Below are 13,174 nucleotides of genomic sequence, written 5' to 3' on the forward strand. Positions count from 1 at the left end.
CGCGTCTGCCCTACCGCCGGCCGCACGCCGCGCGGCCGGCACTAGTCGGCCTGCTCCGGATCCATGCAGCACCGGAAGCCCGTCGAGTAGTCGTGGTAGCCGAAGGAGTGGGCGGTCGTGGCGTATTTGCAGCCCTCGCCGTTGCGCGTCGTGTCCATGAAATAGCCGCCACGGAAGGTGCCGCTCGGGTCATCGACCCACTCGTGGAGGTTGCCTACCATGTCGAACACGCCGTAGGCGTTGGTGCATCCCGCGCGCTCGCCCGTGGGGAGCAGCGCCTCGGACAGCTGGTTGATGAGCGGGTTGTTCATCGCCGTCGTCCAGCGCTCCTCGGGCTTGATGTCGAGCAACGCCGCGATCTGGGCGACGGGGTGAACGCGTCGCTCGTCATCGTTGCACACGCCCTGCTGGCGGAGCGCGCCGTAGGGGAAGGTCGTGTCGTCCGGCCCTCGACAGGCGGTCACCCACTCCTCCGAAGTGCACAGGCGCTTGCCCGATGCCGCGCACGCCATCTTGGCCTGCCGCCCGCTGATGTAGCCTTGGGGGATGACCCCCTGCCAGGAGACGGCGCGGACGCGGCGCTCGTTCCCGTCAATCGGATCGTAGGGCGACCAGGGGCGCTCACCGCTCGGCGTCACCTCGACCAGCGCGCCCTCCCAGCGGTCGACGCACACGCGATCGTCGACGAGGGCCATCTCCGCGGGACAGCGCGTGCTGCCCGCCGAGGAGGACATCGGGGTGGCGCCGATCTCGGACTCCATCCCGGACGCGAGCGCCGCGCTGTCCTTGACGGCAGCGAGCGCGCTCTCCTTGGCCTTGATGCGCCGTTCGGTCGGGACGGCAGCGGTCCCCTCGAGCGACGCGCGCACCATCAGGCGCGGTGTGATCTGCTCCGCTGTCGTCGACCCCGGCGCACAGCCGGCCGACGCGACGAGCACGCCGAGCAGCGCTCCACCGCGGAATGGACGCGCCCCCGGCGATCGCGGAACGGAAGCTGCCAGGCGCGGGCGGGAGGAGTCCTTGGCCACGGAGGAGCCGAGGATCCCTTCCCGCGATCTTTTTTGCAACCGAATACCGCGCTCGGGGGCTCCCCGAACGGGCCTACATGAGAGGGTGCGCGCGACGGGGCGCTAAGGTGGGCGTGAGCTGGTGAGAGGCCCAGAGGTCATCTGGTGTGCGTCGACTGCCAGGGGAAAAGAACCGCGAGAGCAGAGCGCGCACGGTGGGCGCGCAGGCCGCGCACCCGGGGCGGCGGCCGGATCACTCGAAGGCCATGATGTCCTCGTAGCATCCGTCGTAAGCCTCCTGGCAGGAGACATTGGGGTTGTCGTTCATGCACGCGACGAGATCGTCCGCTGCATCTCGGTTGAGAGGGTTCATCTGAGCCGCGCACTTGGAGGTGTCGAAGGTGCCGGCGTCGCAGAAGTCGGAGATGGTGTTGCAGATCTCGTCGGCCTGGTGCGGGCACGCGTTGGCGTACGTGCGGTTCATGCACGCCTGAACGGGATCGACATCGCACGCCCGCTCCACACCGATGTCGCTCAGGCAGTCCACGAGGTCCGCGGCGTGACCCGGGGAGAAGACGGCGAAGCCGTGCTTGCAGAGCCCGTAGCCGATCGGGTCCTCGTCGCGGGTCGCGCCGCACTGGCTCGTCGCCCCCTGCGCGGGCGAGATGTTGAGCTCGTCACAGGCCGCGACCGTGAGGTCGCCGTCCGACGCCTCGACGCACGCATCGCCGCCGCCGTCGCCGCCCTGGCCGCCGTCGCCGCCGCTGCCGCCCTGGCCGCCGTCGCCGCCCTGGCCGCCGTCGCCGCCCTGGCCGCCGTCGCCGCCGTCGCCTCCGCTGCTCGTGGACCCGTGGGTGACGCCGGGTCCGACCGTCTGGTCCACGTCGTTGTCGGTGTCCTCCGTGGTCACGACGCAGCCGGTGACGATGGCGGGCAAGATGAAGGTAAGCGCGAGGAAAGAATGGCGATGGCGAGCAAGCATGGTCACGGTGCCTCCTACAATGTCAGGGAAGAGTTCCACGGCCTGGTGCGTTCGACTGAACCTGGGGCTCCCCTATTCCCCTCGCAATCCTGCTCTTCGGCCTGGTCCAGCTGTCCGACGCCGACGCTCCGGGGGCGCACCTCCGCCGTCGGCGGCGCAGGCCGCCGTCGACCGCTTGTTTCAGCTGCATTTCGTCAGTGTCAAGAACAGATTTCAGCATCGTGGTCGTCCGTCCGCCTGCCCGGGCACCAGGCCCGGCGTGCCCGGCTCCTCCGGACGTCCGTTCAGGAAGAGCTGAAAAGCTGCTCAGGCCGCGGGGACGCGCGAAACAAACTGAAAGGGGGCGGAAGGATCGCGCTTGCGTACCGCGCCTCCCGCTGGTAATCACCGCGCTCCGTTTTCCCGGGCGATCGGGTGTCCTCCCGGTCTCCCAGTAGAAGAGCCGTAACGGCGCTTCGATCCCAGCTCCGCCCCTTCGGCCGCCGCGGGAACCCCCCCGGTGACGCGAAGGGGGCCCACGTCGATGGACGTCGGGCTGGGACCGGAAGCGTACGACGGTGCAACCGGTTCGCAGCGAACCGAAACCCGGTACGGAGTCACTCCGCCCGCCGGTGTCGCGAGGTATCTCGAATGGTAAGCAAAGCCAGTGCGATGTTTTCGCGGATCGCCCCGCGCAAGGCTCGCATGATCGCCGATCTCGTCCGAGGTCGCGACGCGGACGAGGCGATCCAGTTGCTCTCGTTCACGCAGAAGAGCGGCGCCCCCGTCCTGCGGAAGATCATCGAGAGCGCGGTCGCGAACGCCCAGCAGGCGGGCGCCGACATCGACGCGCTCTTCATCAGCAAGGCCACCGTCGACAAGGGGCCGAACAAGTTCAACCGCCGCTGGCGGCCGCGCGCGATGGGCCGTGCGACCCGGATTACCAAGGGCGTGTCGCACATCGTCATCGAAGTCGACGAGAGAAAGTAAGTAGAGGACCTGCCGATATGGGACAAAAGACCCATCCGTATGGCTTCCGCGTCGGTGTCATCAAGACGTGGAGCAGCAAGTGGTACGAGGACGGCGCTGCGTATCAGAAGTGGCTCCACCAGGACATCCGCATCAAGCGCGCGATCAAGCAGTACCTCTACAACGCCAACATCGCCGGCGTGGAGATCGAGCGCGCCGCCAACCGCGCGAAGGTGATCGTCTTCACCGCCCGCCCGGGCATGGTGATCGGCAAGGGCGGCAAGGGCATCGAGACGCTGAAGAGCGGGAACGTCGGCACCGCGTCCAAGGGTGAGACGCTCTTCCCCGGCGTGTCGTCGTTCACCGACAACGAGGTGTTCATCGACGTGCAGGAGGTCCGGAAGGCCGAGACCAACGCGCAGCTCGTCGCCGAGAACATCGCGACGCAGCTCGAGCGCCGGATCGCGTTCCGCCGGGCGATGAAGAAGGCGGTGGCCACCGCGATGAAGTTCGGCGCGAAGGGCATCCGCGTGCGCTGCGCCGGCAGGCTCGGTGGCAGCGAGATGAGCCGCGTCGAGACCTACCGCGAGGGCCGGGTGCCGCTGCACACGCTCCGCGCCGACATCGAGTTCGGCCTGGCCGAGGCGAAGACGAAGGTCGGCATCATCGGCGTGAAGGTCTGGATGTTCAAGGGCGAGGTCCTGCAGCGTAAGGCGCGCCGGATCCAGTAGAGGGATTGCAGAATGCTGTCTCCGAAGCGAACCAAGTTCCGCAAGATGCAGAAGGGGAACAACCGCGGCCTCGCCATGACGGGCAGCGACGTCTCCTTCGGCGACTTTGCGCTCCAGTGCGTCGAGCCTGCCCGCGTCACCTCGCGGCAGATCGAGGCGGCTCGTATGGCGATCCAGCGGCACGTGAAGCGCGCGGGCAAGCTCTGGATCCGCATCTTCCCGGACCGTCCGGTGACGAAGAAGCCGCTCGAGGTCCGCATGGGTGGGGGCAAGGGCGCGCCCGAGGAGTGGTGCGCGCTCGTGCAGCCGGGCCGCGTGATGTACGAGATCAGCGGCGTGAGCGAGGAGACTGCGAAGGAGGCGTTCCGCCTCGCGTCGCACAAGCTCCCGATGCAGTGCAAGTTCCTCGCCCGCGGGCTGACGTGAGGTAGGCGATGAAGGCGAAGGATTTGCGTGAACGCACCACCGAGCACCTGCGCGAGCTCGAGAAGTCTCTGGCGGCGGGCCTGTTCGAGGCGCGGTTCAAGAATTTCACGAATCGGCTGAACGACACGGCGACGATCCGCAAGTCGAAGCGGGATCTCGCGCGGGTGAAGACGATCCTCACGCAGCGTGCGCGTGCCGAGGAGAAGGCGTAGCCATGGCGAAGAAGAAGGCAGAGACCCAGCAGCCGGTCGCTGCGGCGCCCGAGCTGGCAGCCGCAGCGCCTGCGCAGGCTGAGACCGAGGCGAAGGCGCACGGCTTCCGGCGCAAGCTGGTCGGCAAGGTGACCAGCGACAAGATGAACAAGACGGTCACCGTCGAGGTCATCCGGAACGCGCTCGACCCTGTGTACAAGAAGTACGTCCGTCAGCGGGAGCGCTACAAGGCGCACGACGAGACGAACCAGTACAAGGTGGGCGATCGCGTCGAGATCACGGAGCACAGGCCGATCTCCCGCGACAAGCGGTGGCTCGTGACCAAGCTCGTTGCCCGCCCGGTGGAGGAGTAGCGCCATGATCCAGGTGTCGACGCATCTCGAGGTCGCGGACAACTCCGGCGCCCGAATCGTGAAGTGCATCAAGGTGCTCGGCGGCTCGCGCCGCAAGTACGCCGCCCTCGGCGACGTCATCGTCGTCTCGATCAAGGAGGCGTTGCCGGGCACCAAGGTGAAGAAGGGCGAGACGGCGCGCGCCGTCGTCGTCCGCACCGCCCGGGAGTACCAGCGCTCGGACGGCAGCTACATCAAGTTCGATGGGAACAGCGCGGTCCTCATCAACAAGGAGAAGGAGCCGATCGGCACCCGCATCTTCGGGCCGGTCGCTCGCGAGCTCCGCGCGAAGAAGTTCATGAAGATCATCTCTCTCGCTCCGGAGGTCCTCTGATGAAGCGCCTCAGGGTCGGTGACCTCGTGCAGGTCATCAGCGGCAAGGAGGAGGGGAAGCAGGGCCGCATCACGAAGATCCTCGCTGACGAGGATCGCGTGGTCGTGGAAGGCCTGAACACGGTGACCCGCCACCAGCGGCCCACGCCGCGCAACCAGGAGGGCGGGAAGATCACCAAGGAGGCGCCGATTCACGCCTCGAATGTCATGCCGGTCGATCCGGCGACGGGCAAGCCGACGCGCGTGAAGGTGCGCGTCGGTGAGGACGGCAAGAAGACGCGCGTCGGCAAGAGCGGCAGCGCGATCGGTGTGGGCTAGCCATGGCGGACAAGAAGGACAAGGACAAGGCGGCCAAGGACGCCGGCAAGGGCAAGGACAAGCCCAAGCCGCAGCAGGCCAAGCCTCAGGCGCCCGCCAAGAGCAAGGAAGCCAAGGGCGCGAAGGCCAAGGGCTCCGAGGCCGAGGCCTCCGGGCCGGCCGAGGATCGCCCGCGCGACCCGAACTACGCTCCCCGGCTGCGCACGCACTACAGGAAGAGCGTGACGGCCGCGCTCGCGAAGAAGTTCGGCTACAAGAACCCGATGATGGTGCCCCGCCTGCAGAAGGTGGTCATCAACATGGGTCTCGGCGCCGCGGTGCAGAACCCGAAGATCATCGACTCCGCCGTCGAGGACATGCGGGCGATCTCCGGCCAGAAGCCGGTGGTGACCCGTGCCCGGAAGTCGATCGCGACCTTCAAGCTGCGCGAGAACCTGCCCATCGGGGTGATGGTGACCCTGCGTGCCGAGCGGATGTGGGAGTTCGTGGATCGCCTGATCGCGTTCTCTCTTCCGCGTGTTCGCGACTTCAAGGGCGTTAGCCCGAAGGGGTTCGACGGCAAGGGCAACTTCACGATGGGCCTGCGCGAGCAGATCATCTTCCCCGAGATCGACTACGACAAGATCGATGTCGTGAAGGGGCTCAACATCTCGTTCGTGACCACGGCGAAGACGGACGAAGAAGGACGCGCGCTCCTGACCGAGCTTGGCATCCCGTTCCGGCATTGAGGGATTTTCGATGGCCCGTGCAAAAGAGTTTGCGAAGCTGAACCGTCCGCCGAAGTTTTCTACGCGGCACAAGAACCGTTGCAAGGTGTGCGGGCGCGCGCGCGCTTACTACCGCGACTTCGAGCTCTGCCGCGTCTGCCTTCGGTTGTTCGCGCTCCGTGGTGAGCTCCCTGGTGTGATCAAGGCCAGCTGGTGATTCTATGATGACCGATCCCATCGCCGACATGCTGACCCGCATTCGCAACGCGGCGCTCGCGCGGCACGACCGGACCGAGATCCCCGCGAGCCGCATCAAGGCCGCGGTCGCGGAGATCCTCAAGTCCGAAGGCTTTATCGCCGACGTGCGCGAGACCGAGGGCGAGGGTCCCAAGAAGCTCACGATCGTGCTCAAGTACGGGCGCGATCGTCAGAGCGCGATCGACGGCGTGCGCCGCGTCTCCCGCCCCGGGCGCCGCGTGTACGTGCGTCACGACAGGATCCCGCGCGTGTTCAGCGGGCTCGGGATCTCGATCCTGAGCACGTCCCGCGGGCTCATGAGCGACAGGGATGCGCGTCGCCTCAAGATGGGCGGCGAGCTGATCTGCGAGGTGTGGTGATGGAAGCTCAGGCGAACGCAGCCCAGCCCGCGAACGGTGACAGCCGGCTCGCTCCGAAGACGTCGCGCGTCGGCAAGCGCCCGATCGAGCTGCCGAAGGGGGTCACCGCGACCGTCAACGGCCGGAAGATCGACGTCAAGGGCCCGAAGGGACAGCTCTCCCGCGCGATCACCGACAAGGTGGATATCAAGCTCGACGGCGGCAAGCTGCACGTGAGCTCGGTGGCGCCGGGGCGCGACGGGTCGCGCCTCCAGGGCCTCACCCGGGCGCTCGTGGCCGCGATGGTGAAGGGCGTCGCCGAGGGCTACGAGCGTACGCTCGAGCTCAAGGGGACCGGCTATCGCGTCGAGCTCAAGGGCACGACGCTGAACTTCGCCCTCGGCTTCTCCCACCCGGTGACGTTCCCGGTGCCCACGGGGCTCACGGCGACGATCCCGGCGGACTCGAAGGGCACGATCCTCGTCCTGACGGGCGCGGACAAGGAGCTCATCGGGCAGACGGCCGCGACGATCCGTGGCTTCAGGCCGCCGGAGCCGTACGGCGGCAAGGGCGTCCGTTACCGCGGCGAGCGCGTGCGGGAGAAGGCTGGCAAGGCCGGCAAGGGCGGCAAGAAGTAAAGGCGAGCGGCGGCGTTTACGCCGCTGCACCGAGGGACGAGACGGTCATGGGCATGAAAATCGTCGGTCGGGAGCGCCGGAAGCTCCGCATCCGCAAGAAGGTCGAGGGGACGCCGGAGCGCCCGCGCCTCAGCGTCTTCCGCAGCTCGAAGCACATTTACGCTCAGGTCATCGACGACGTGAGCGGCAAGACCCTCGCCCACGCTTCGACGCTGTCGAAGGACCTCAAGGGCTCCCTCGACGAGGACAACAAGGTCGAGGCGGCGAAGAAGGTCGGGGCGCTGATCGCGAGGATCTGCAAAGAGAGGCAGATCGACAAGGTCGTCTTCGACCGCAACGGCTATCTGTATCATGGGCGCGTCAGCGCCCTCGCCCAGGCGGCGCGCGAGGCAGGTCTCGATTTCTGACTCCCACAGCCGCTGCCCTGATGGTGAGGGCAGCGGGCGCGGTCAACTGCCGCGGCGGAGAACGTGATAGAGGACGGTTATGGCGTTCGATCATGTCGACGAAGAGAAGCTGAAAGAGCGAGTCATCCACATCAACCGCGTCGCCAAGGTCGTCAAGGGCGGCCGGCGCTTCAGCTTCTCGGCGCTGGTCGTGGTGGGCGACGAAGCGGGGCACGTGGGCATCGGCCTGGGCAAGGCGAACGAGGTGCCGGAGGCCATCCGCAAGGGGAACGATCAGGCTCGCAAGAACCTGTTCCGCATCCCGCTGGACGGCGTGACCATCCCGCACGACTCGTTCGGCCACGTCGGGGCGGGCAAGGTCCTGCTGAAGCCGGCCAGCCCTGGGACGGGCGTCATCGCCGGCGGCGCGGTGCGCGCCGTCGTCGAGTCGGCGGGGATCCACGACGTGCTGTCGAAGTCGCTCGGCACGAGCAACCCGCACAACGTCGTGCACGCGACCGTCGCGGCGCTCCGTGGGCTCAAGAGCCCGGAGAGCGTCGCCGGGAAGCGGTCGATGCAGCTCGACTCGCTCGACTACCAGCGCCGCGGTGGCACGAACACCGCGGGTCGACGGCGCGCGAGCGTCGCGCCGCCCCCCGGGAAGCCGGGCGGCGGTGGTGGTGCACCGAGCGGCGGCGGTGAAGGAGGCTCGCAGTGAAGCTCCGGGTACGTCAGAAGGCCAGCAACATCGGCCAGGTCGAGCACACCCGCAAGATCATCAAGGGGCTCGGCCTGCGTGGGCCGGGGTCCGAGGTGGTCGTCGCGAACACGCCGTCGTTCCGTGGCATGGTGAAGAAGATCCTCCACCTCGTCGAGGTCGAGGAGGTCGCCGACGGTGCGACCTCCTCGAAGGCCTGAGAAGCGAGATCGTCATCCAGCGGAGTCGCCGCGTACGGAAGTGTGAAACATGGACATTCTCTCTAAGCTCCAAGCCCCTGAAGGCGCCGTAACCAAGAGGCTCCGCGTTGGCCGTGGCGTGGGCTCGGGCGTCGGCAAGACGTCTGGCCGCGGACAAAAAGGGCAGAAGGCGCGGGCCGGCGGCAACATCAACAAGAAGCACTTCCAGGGCGGGCAGACGCCGATCCAGCGTCGCCTCCCGAAGCGTGGCTTCCGCAACCCGCTCGCGGACATCGTCGTCAACGTCAACGTCGGTGCGCTCGAGGCGTTCGACGATGGCGCCCAGGTCGATCTGATCGCGCTCCACGAGCGCCGCCTCGTGCAGGGGCGGTTCGACGTGCTGAAGATCCTCGGCGACGGTGAGCTCACGAAGAAGCTCACGGTGACGGCGCACCGCTTCTCCAAGGGAGCGGTCGAGAAGATCGAGAAGGCGGGGGGCAAGGCGGTCGTGCTCGCGGCGCCTGCACCCCAGGGCAACTCGACGGACTCCTCGTCCTCGTAGCCAGCGCGCACGCGCACCCACCAAGCCGGAGTCCAGGATCGCCTATGGCCAGCCTCGCGGGAATCACCAACTTTCACAAGATCCCCGAGCTCCGGCGACGCGTGATCTTCACCCTGGTGATGCTCGCGGTCTACCGGGTCGGCGTCTTCGTGACGACGCCCGGCGTCGACCGGAACGCGATGCGGCAGTACGTCGCGAAGCAGTCCGGCGGGCTCCTGAGCTTCTTCAACATGTTCTCGGGCGGCGCGCTGGAGAACCTGTCGATCTTCGCGCTCGGGATCATGCCGTACATCTCGGCCTCGATCATCATGCAGCTCATGGGCATGGTCTACAAGCCCATCGACGAGCTGCGGAAAGAGGGCGAGCAGGGCCGCCGGCGGATCGATCAGTACACGCGGTACGGCACGGTCGCGCTCTCGCTGTTCCAGGCCTTCTCGATCGCGAAGATGCTCGAGGGCCTGTCGAGCAGCGAGACCGGGGCCGGGATCGTGAACCACCCCGGCATCGGCTTTCAGCTGATGACGGTCATCACGCTGACGACCGGGACGGCGTTCCTGATGTGGATCGGCGAGCAGATCACGGAGCGCGGCGTCTCGAACGGCGTCTCGCTCCTGATCTTCGCCAGCATCGTCACGCGCATCCCGGCGGAGCTCGGCAACTACTTCGCCCAGAACGCGGGCGATCTCCAGCCCCTGACGATGGCCGCGGTCGTCGCGTTCATCGTGTTCGTCATCGCCATCATCGCCTTCTTCGAGAACGGCAGGCGTCAGATCCCGATCGTGTACTCGCGGCGCCAGGTCGGTCGCCGCGTCTACGGCGGGCAGACGGCGCACCTGCCGCTGAAGGTGAACACGTCCGGGACCATCCCCCCCATCTTCGCGTCGTCGCTGCTGATGTTCCCGCAGACGCTCGCGAACATGAACGTCCCCGGGGCCGACCACCTCCAGGCGATCATCAACCGGGGGGACTGGGTCTTCAACACCGGCTACGCGCTGCTCATCATCTTCTTCTGCTTCTTCTACACGAACGTCACATTCCAGCCGGTGGACGTCGCGGAGAACCTGAAGAAGCAACAGGCAAATATCCCCGGGATCAGGCCAGGCAAGCAGACGGCGGACTACATCCACCGCGTGATCCAGCGGATCACCGTGGGCGGCGCGCTCTATGTCGCCGCGGTGTGCGTGGTGCCCTCGATCGTCGGCAACCTCCTGCGTGTCCCCTTCGGCTTCGGAGGCACGTCGCTGATGATCGTCGTCGGCGTCGCGCTCGACACCGTGAACCAGCTGGAGGCGCACCTGATCACGCGGAGCTACGAGGGGCTGACGGGCCCCGGTGCCACCCGCATCCGGGGCCGCAGGCTCCCGGAAGCGTGATGGAGGGCAAATGATCTTGGTTCTGGTGGGGCCTCCTGGAGCTGGGAAGGGTACGCAGGCGAAGCTGCTGTGCGCCCGCTTCGGCATCCCGCAAATCTCGACAGGCGACATGCTGCGCGAGGCAAAGCGGTCGGGGACGCTGGAGAAGCGCTATCTGGACATCATGGACTCTGGCGGACTCCTGCCCGATGAGGCTGTCATCGGCCTCATCGCGCGCAGGACGGTCGAGCCCGACTGCAGCAATGGCTTCCTCCTGGACGGATTTCCCAGGACGGTGCCGCAGGCGGACGCGCTCGACGAGCTGCTCGCCAGCCAGGGCGGTACCCGGATCGACGCGGTGATCCAGCTGGACGTGGCGCGTCCCCTGCTCGAGGAACGGTTGATCCATCGCCGCACTGACAAACGAAGTGGACAGATATATCATCTCGTCTATAATCCGCCGCCCCCCGGTGCGGAGCTAGAGCATCGGGCCGATGATCGGCCCGAGGCTGTTGCAAAGCGTCTCGATGCCTACGAGGCGATGACGGCCGCGCTTCTGCCGTTCTACGAGCAGAAGAAGCTGCTGCATCGCGTCGATGGGGTCGGGAAGCCTGAAGACGTGACGCACAGGGTGCTGTCGGCCATTGGCCGGCCGGGCTCGGGTGGAGAATGAGGCGTAAGAATCAGACCAGACCGCCGAAGGAACCGAAGGGCGACAAGCTCGAGTTCGACGGCGTGGTTCAAGAGGCCCTGCCGAACGCCATGTTTCGCGTGAAGGCGGACAACGGCCTCGGCGTCCTCGCGACCATCAGCGGCCGGATGCGGCAGTACTACATCAAGATCCTGCCGGGCGACCGCGTGACCGTCGAGGTCTCGCCGTATGACCCGAGCCGTGGCCGGATCACGTACCGGCACAAGTAACGTAGTTTTTGAGGAATCTGGAGGCTCCCCGTGAAGGTGCGCCCGAGCGTCAAGAAGATTTGCGACAAGTGCAAGGTGGTCAGGCGGCGTGGTGTCGTTCGGATCATCTGCGAGAATCCCCGCCACAAGCAGCGCCAGGGGAATTAGCTCTTTCGGCGGAAGCCCGCCCTCGTTTCGGTTTGGAGTAACCATGGCTCGTATCGCTGGTGTCGATCTCCCGCGTCGGAAGCATGTCGCCTACGCCCTGCCGTACCTGTTCGGTATCGGGCGGACCCTCGCCTTGCAAATCTGCGAGAAGACCAACATTCCGCAGAACAAGCGGGTCGAGGAGCTCAGCGACGCTGAGGTGAAGGCGATCCGCGACCTCCTGGACGCCGAGTACAAGGTCGAGGGCGACCTGCGGCGCGAGGTGCAGCTCAACATCAAGCGGCTCATGGACCTCGGCTGCTACCGAGGGCTCCGCCACCGGCGCGGGCTCCCGGCGAACGGGCAGAGGACGCATACGAACGCGCGCACCCGAAAGGGACCGCGCAAGGGCATGTTGCAGCGGCGTCCTGCCGCGACCAAGTGACGAGCGGGGATTAGGACGCCATGGCGCAAGCGAAGACGGCTGCCGCTACAACGAAGGCCAAGCAGAAGAAGAAGGTCAAGAAGAATGTCTCCGCGGGCATCGCGCACATTCAGTCGACCTTCAACAACACGGTCGTGACGATCACGGACATCAACGGCAACGCGATCGCGTGGTCGTCCGCTGGCGCTCGCGGCTTCAAGGGATCGCGCAAGTCGACGCCGTTCGCCGCGCAGCTGGCGGCGGAAGAGGCGGCGCGCCGGGCGCAGGAGCACGGGATGCGCTCGGTCGCCGTGTTCGTGAAGGGGCCGGGGGCGGGGCGCGAGAGCGCGCTCCGTGCGCTCCAGACCGCTGGCTTCAAGGTGACGCTGATCCGCGACGTCACGCCGATCCCCCACAACGGTTGCCGGCCGCCCAAGCGGCGCAGGGTTTGAGGTAATTCACGATGGCTCGCTACATTGGTCCGGTCTGCAAGCTCTGCCGCCGCGAGGGGATGAAGCTCTACCTCAAGGGCGAGCGGTGCTACTCCGAGAAGTGCGCGTACACGCGGCGCCCGTATCCCCCGGGCCAGCACGGCCAGGGGCGCATCAAGCTGAGCGAGTACGCGGTGCGCCTGCGCGAGAAGCAAAAGGTGCGTCGCATCTACGGCGTGCTCGAGCGGCAGTTCAGCGGGTATTTCCAGGAGGCCAACCGGCGCAAGGGCCGGACGGGCGAGGAGATGCTCGGGCTGCTGGAGCGGCGGCTCGACAACGTGGTGCATCGGATGGGCTTCGGCTCGTCTCGCGCCGAGGCGCGCCAGCTCGTCCGGCACGGGCACGTGCACGTGAACGGCAAGCGGCTGGACATCCCGAGCTACGTCGTTCGGGCCGGTGACCGGGTCGAGCTCACCGAGGGGGCGCGCAAGTTCAAGAGCGTCCTCGCCTCCGTCGGCGGCGCGGACAAGCGGCCGGTCGCGAGCTGGATCGACGTGGATCGCGCGGCGTTCACCGGCGCGATCAAGGGCGCGCCGATCCGCGAGGATCTCAACGAGCCCGAGATCCGCGAGCAGCTCGTCGTCGAGTACTACTCGCGCTGATCGCGCGAGGGCGGCGCGGAGGAGGGCGGCGTCGCGAGCGCACCTTGCAGGGTGCGCTCGCTCGCTGCTGGCTCCCCTCGGCGTCGCCGTCCCGCGCTCTCGCGCGGGGGCATGGAGCCTAGG

At 67.1% G+C, this 13,174-nt stretch carries 24 protein-coding genes; 22 read left to right on the forward strand and 2 right to left on the reverse strand.

Annotation, left to right across the window (positions count from 1 at the left end; genetic code table 11):
• Positions 1–41: 41 nt before the first annotated feature.
• Together POL72_RS39980 and POL72_RS39985 are read right to left on the reverse strand one after the other, a co-directional pair.
• Positions 42–938 carry an SUMF1/EgtB/PvdO family nonheme iron enzyme gene (locus POL72_RS39980; RefSeq protein WP_272102119.1) on the reverse strand — a complete coding sequence of 299 codons (897 nt, stop codon included), beginning with the start codon at positions 936–938 and terminating at the stop codon, positions 42–44.
• A gap of 322 nt (positions 939–1,260) precedes the next feature.
• A complete protein-coding gene (locus POL72_RS39985; RefSeq protein ID WP_272102907.1) occupies positions 1,261–1,989 on the reverse strand; it encodes a hypothetical protein in 729 nt (242 codons plus the stop codon).
• Between the two features lie 630 nt (positions 1,990–2,619).
• Here POL72_RS39985 and rplV point away from each other — a divergent pair.
• The 22 genes from rplV to rpsD all read left to right on the forward strand — a co-directional run bounded on the left by rplV (position 2,620) and on the right by rpsD (position 13,051).
• On the forward strand, positions 2,620–2,958 hold the full coding sequence (gene rplV / locus POL72_RS39990; protein ID WP_012240567.1) for a 50S ribosomal protein L22: 339 nt from the start codon (positions 2,620–2,622) through the stop codon (positions 2,956–2,958).
• Positions 2,959–2,975: 17 nt separating this feature from the next.
• Complete coding sequence (gene rpsC / locus POL72_RS39995) at positions 2,976–3,668, forward strand: 30S ribosomal protein S3 (RefSeq protein ID WP_061609597.1); 693 nt, start codon at positions 2,976–2,978, stop codon at positions 3,666–3,668.
• A gap of 12 nt (positions 3,669–3,680) precedes the next feature.
• Positions 3,681–4,094, forward strand: a complete 414-nt coding sequence (gene rplP, locus POL72_RS40000) for a 50S ribosomal protein L16 (RefSeq protein WP_012240565.1) — start codon at positions 3,681–3,683, stop codon at positions 4,092–4,094.
• An 8-nt stretch (positions 4,095–4,102) separates the two neighbouring features.
• Positions 4,103–4,306 (forward strand): 50S ribosomal protein L29, encoded by a 204-nt coding sequence (rpmC, locus tag POL72_RS40005; protein WP_272102120.1) that lies wholly within the window; start codon positions 4,103–4,105, stop codon positions 4,304–4,306.
• A gap of 2 nt (positions 4,307–4,308) precedes the next feature.
• Positions 4,309–4,659 (forward strand): 30S ribosomal protein S17, encoded by a 351-nt coding sequence (gene rpsQ, locus POL72_RS40010; protein WP_276597801.1) that lies wholly within the window; start codon positions 4,309–4,311, stop codon positions 4,657–4,659.
• A gap of 4 nt (positions 4,660–4,663) precedes the next feature.
• On the forward strand, positions 4,664–5,032 hold the full coding sequence (rplN, locus tag POL72_RS40015) for a 50S ribosomal protein L14 (RefSeq protein ID WP_012240562.1): 369 nt from the start codon (positions 4,664–4,666) through the stop codon (positions 5,030–5,032).
• A complete protein-coding gene (gene rplX / locus POL72_RS40020; RefSeq protein WP_272102121.1) occupies positions 5,032–5,349 on the forward strand; it encodes a 50S ribosomal protein L24 in 318 nt (105 codons plus the stop codon). The genes rplN and rplX overlap by 1 nt, the downstream gene beginning before the upstream one ends.
• A 2-nt stretch (positions 5,350–5,351) precedes the next feature.
• Entirely contained in the window at positions 5,352–6,077 is a 726-nt protein-coding gene (rplE, locus tag POL72_RS40025) for a 50S ribosomal protein L5 (RefSeq protein ID WP_373372293.1), read from the forward strand.
• 10 nt (positions 6,078–6,087) lie between these two features.
• The gene (locus tag POL72_RS40030; RefSeq protein ID WP_012240559.1) at positions 6,088–6,273 is read left to right on the forward strand and encodes a type Z 30S ribosomal protein S14; all 186 of its coding nucleotides are present in this window, start codon (positions 6,088–6,090) and stop codon (positions 6,271–6,273) included.
• A 4-nt stretch (positions 6,274–6,277) separates the two neighbouring features.
• Entirely contained in the window at positions 6,278–6,673 is a 396-nt protein-coding gene (gene rpsH / locus POL72_RS40035; protein WP_272102122.1) for a 30S ribosomal protein S8, read from the forward strand.
• Positions 6,673–7,290: a 50S ribosomal protein L6 gene (gene rplF / locus POL72_RS40040; RefSeq protein WP_272102123.1), complete on the forward strand. Its 618-nt coding sequence runs from the start codon at positions 6,673–6,675 to the stop codon at positions 7,288–7,290. Before rpsH ends, rplF begins: the two co-directional genes overlap by 1 nt.
• Before the next feature lie 47 nt (positions 7,291–7,337).
• Positions 7,338–7,697 carry a 50S ribosomal protein L18 gene (rplR, locus tag POL72_RS40045; RefSeq protein ID WP_012240556.1) on the forward strand — a complete coding sequence of 120 codons (360 nt, stop codon included), beginning with the start codon at positions 7,338–7,340 and terminating at the stop codon, positions 7,695–7,697.
• A gap of 79 nt (positions 7,698–7,776) precedes the next feature.
• Positions 7,777–8,394, forward strand: coding sequence for a 30S ribosomal protein S5 (gene rpsE, locus POL72_RS40050; protein ID WP_307730676.1), 618 nt, complete (start codon positions 7,777–7,779; stop codon positions 8,392–8,394).
• Entirely contained in the window at positions 8,391–8,594 is a 204-nt protein-coding gene (rpmD, locus tag POL72_RS40055) for a 50S ribosomal protein L30 (protein ID WP_272102124.1), read from the forward strand. The genes rpsE and rpmD overlap by 4 nt, the downstream gene beginning before the upstream one ends.
• A 49-nt stretch (positions 8,595–8,643) precedes the next feature.
• Positions 8,644–9,135, forward strand: coding sequence for a 50S ribosomal protein L15 (gene rplO, locus POL72_RS40060; RefSeq protein WP_272102125.1), 492 nt, complete (start codon positions 8,644–8,646; stop codon positions 9,133–9,135).
• Between the two features lie 44 nt (positions 9,136–9,179).
• Positions 9,180–10,508 (forward strand): preprotein translocase subunit SecY, encoded by a 1,329-nt coding sequence (gene secY / locus POL72_RS40065; protein WP_272102126.1) that lies wholly within the window; start codon positions 9,180–9,182, stop codon positions 10,506–10,508.
• Positions 10,509–10,518: 10 nt separating this feature from the next.
• A complete protein-coding gene (locus tag POL72_RS40070; protein ID WP_272102127.1) occupies positions 10,519–11,160 on the forward strand; it encodes an adenylate kinase in 642 nt (213 codons plus the stop codon).
• Positions 11,157–11,408 carry a translation initiation factor IF-1 gene (gene infA, locus POL72_RS40075; protein WP_012240550.1) on the forward strand — a complete coding sequence of 84 codons (252 nt, stop codon included), beginning with the start codon at positions 11,157–11,159 and terminating at the stop codon, positions 11,406–11,408. Before POL72_RS40070 ends, infA begins: the two co-directional genes overlap by 4 nt.
• 30 nt (positions 11,409–11,438) lie before the next feature.
• A complete protein-coding gene (gene rpmJ / locus POL72_RS40080) occupies positions 11,439–11,555 on the forward strand; it encodes a 50S ribosomal protein L36 (protein WP_012240549.1) in 117 nt (38 codons plus the stop codon).
• 43 nt (positions 11,556–11,598) lie between these two features.
• A complete protein-coding gene (gene rpsM, locus POL72_RS40085; protein WP_012240548.1) occupies positions 11,599–11,979 on the forward strand; it encodes a 30S ribosomal protein S13 in 381 nt (126 codons plus the stop codon).
• A gap of 20 nt (positions 11,980–11,999) precedes the next feature.
• Positions 12,000–12,410: a 30S ribosomal protein S11 gene (rpsK, locus tag POL72_RS40090; RefSeq protein WP_272102128.1), complete on the forward strand. Its 411-nt coding sequence runs from the start codon at positions 12,000–12,002 to the stop codon at positions 12,408–12,410.
• 11 nt (positions 12,411–12,421) lie between these two features.
• The gene (gene rpsD / locus POL72_RS40095) at positions 12,422–13,051 is read left to right on the forward strand and encodes a 30S ribosomal protein S4 (RefSeq protein ID WP_272102129.1); all 630 of its coding nucleotides are present in this window, start codon (positions 12,422–12,424) and stop codon (positions 13,049–13,051) included.
• Positions 13,052–13,174 lie beyond the last annotated feature (123 nt).

The organism is Sorangium aterium (assembly GCF_028368935.1).
GTDB classification, from domain to species: Bacteria; Myxococcota_A; Polyangia; order Polyangiales; family Polyangiaceae; genus Sorangium; species Sorangium atrum.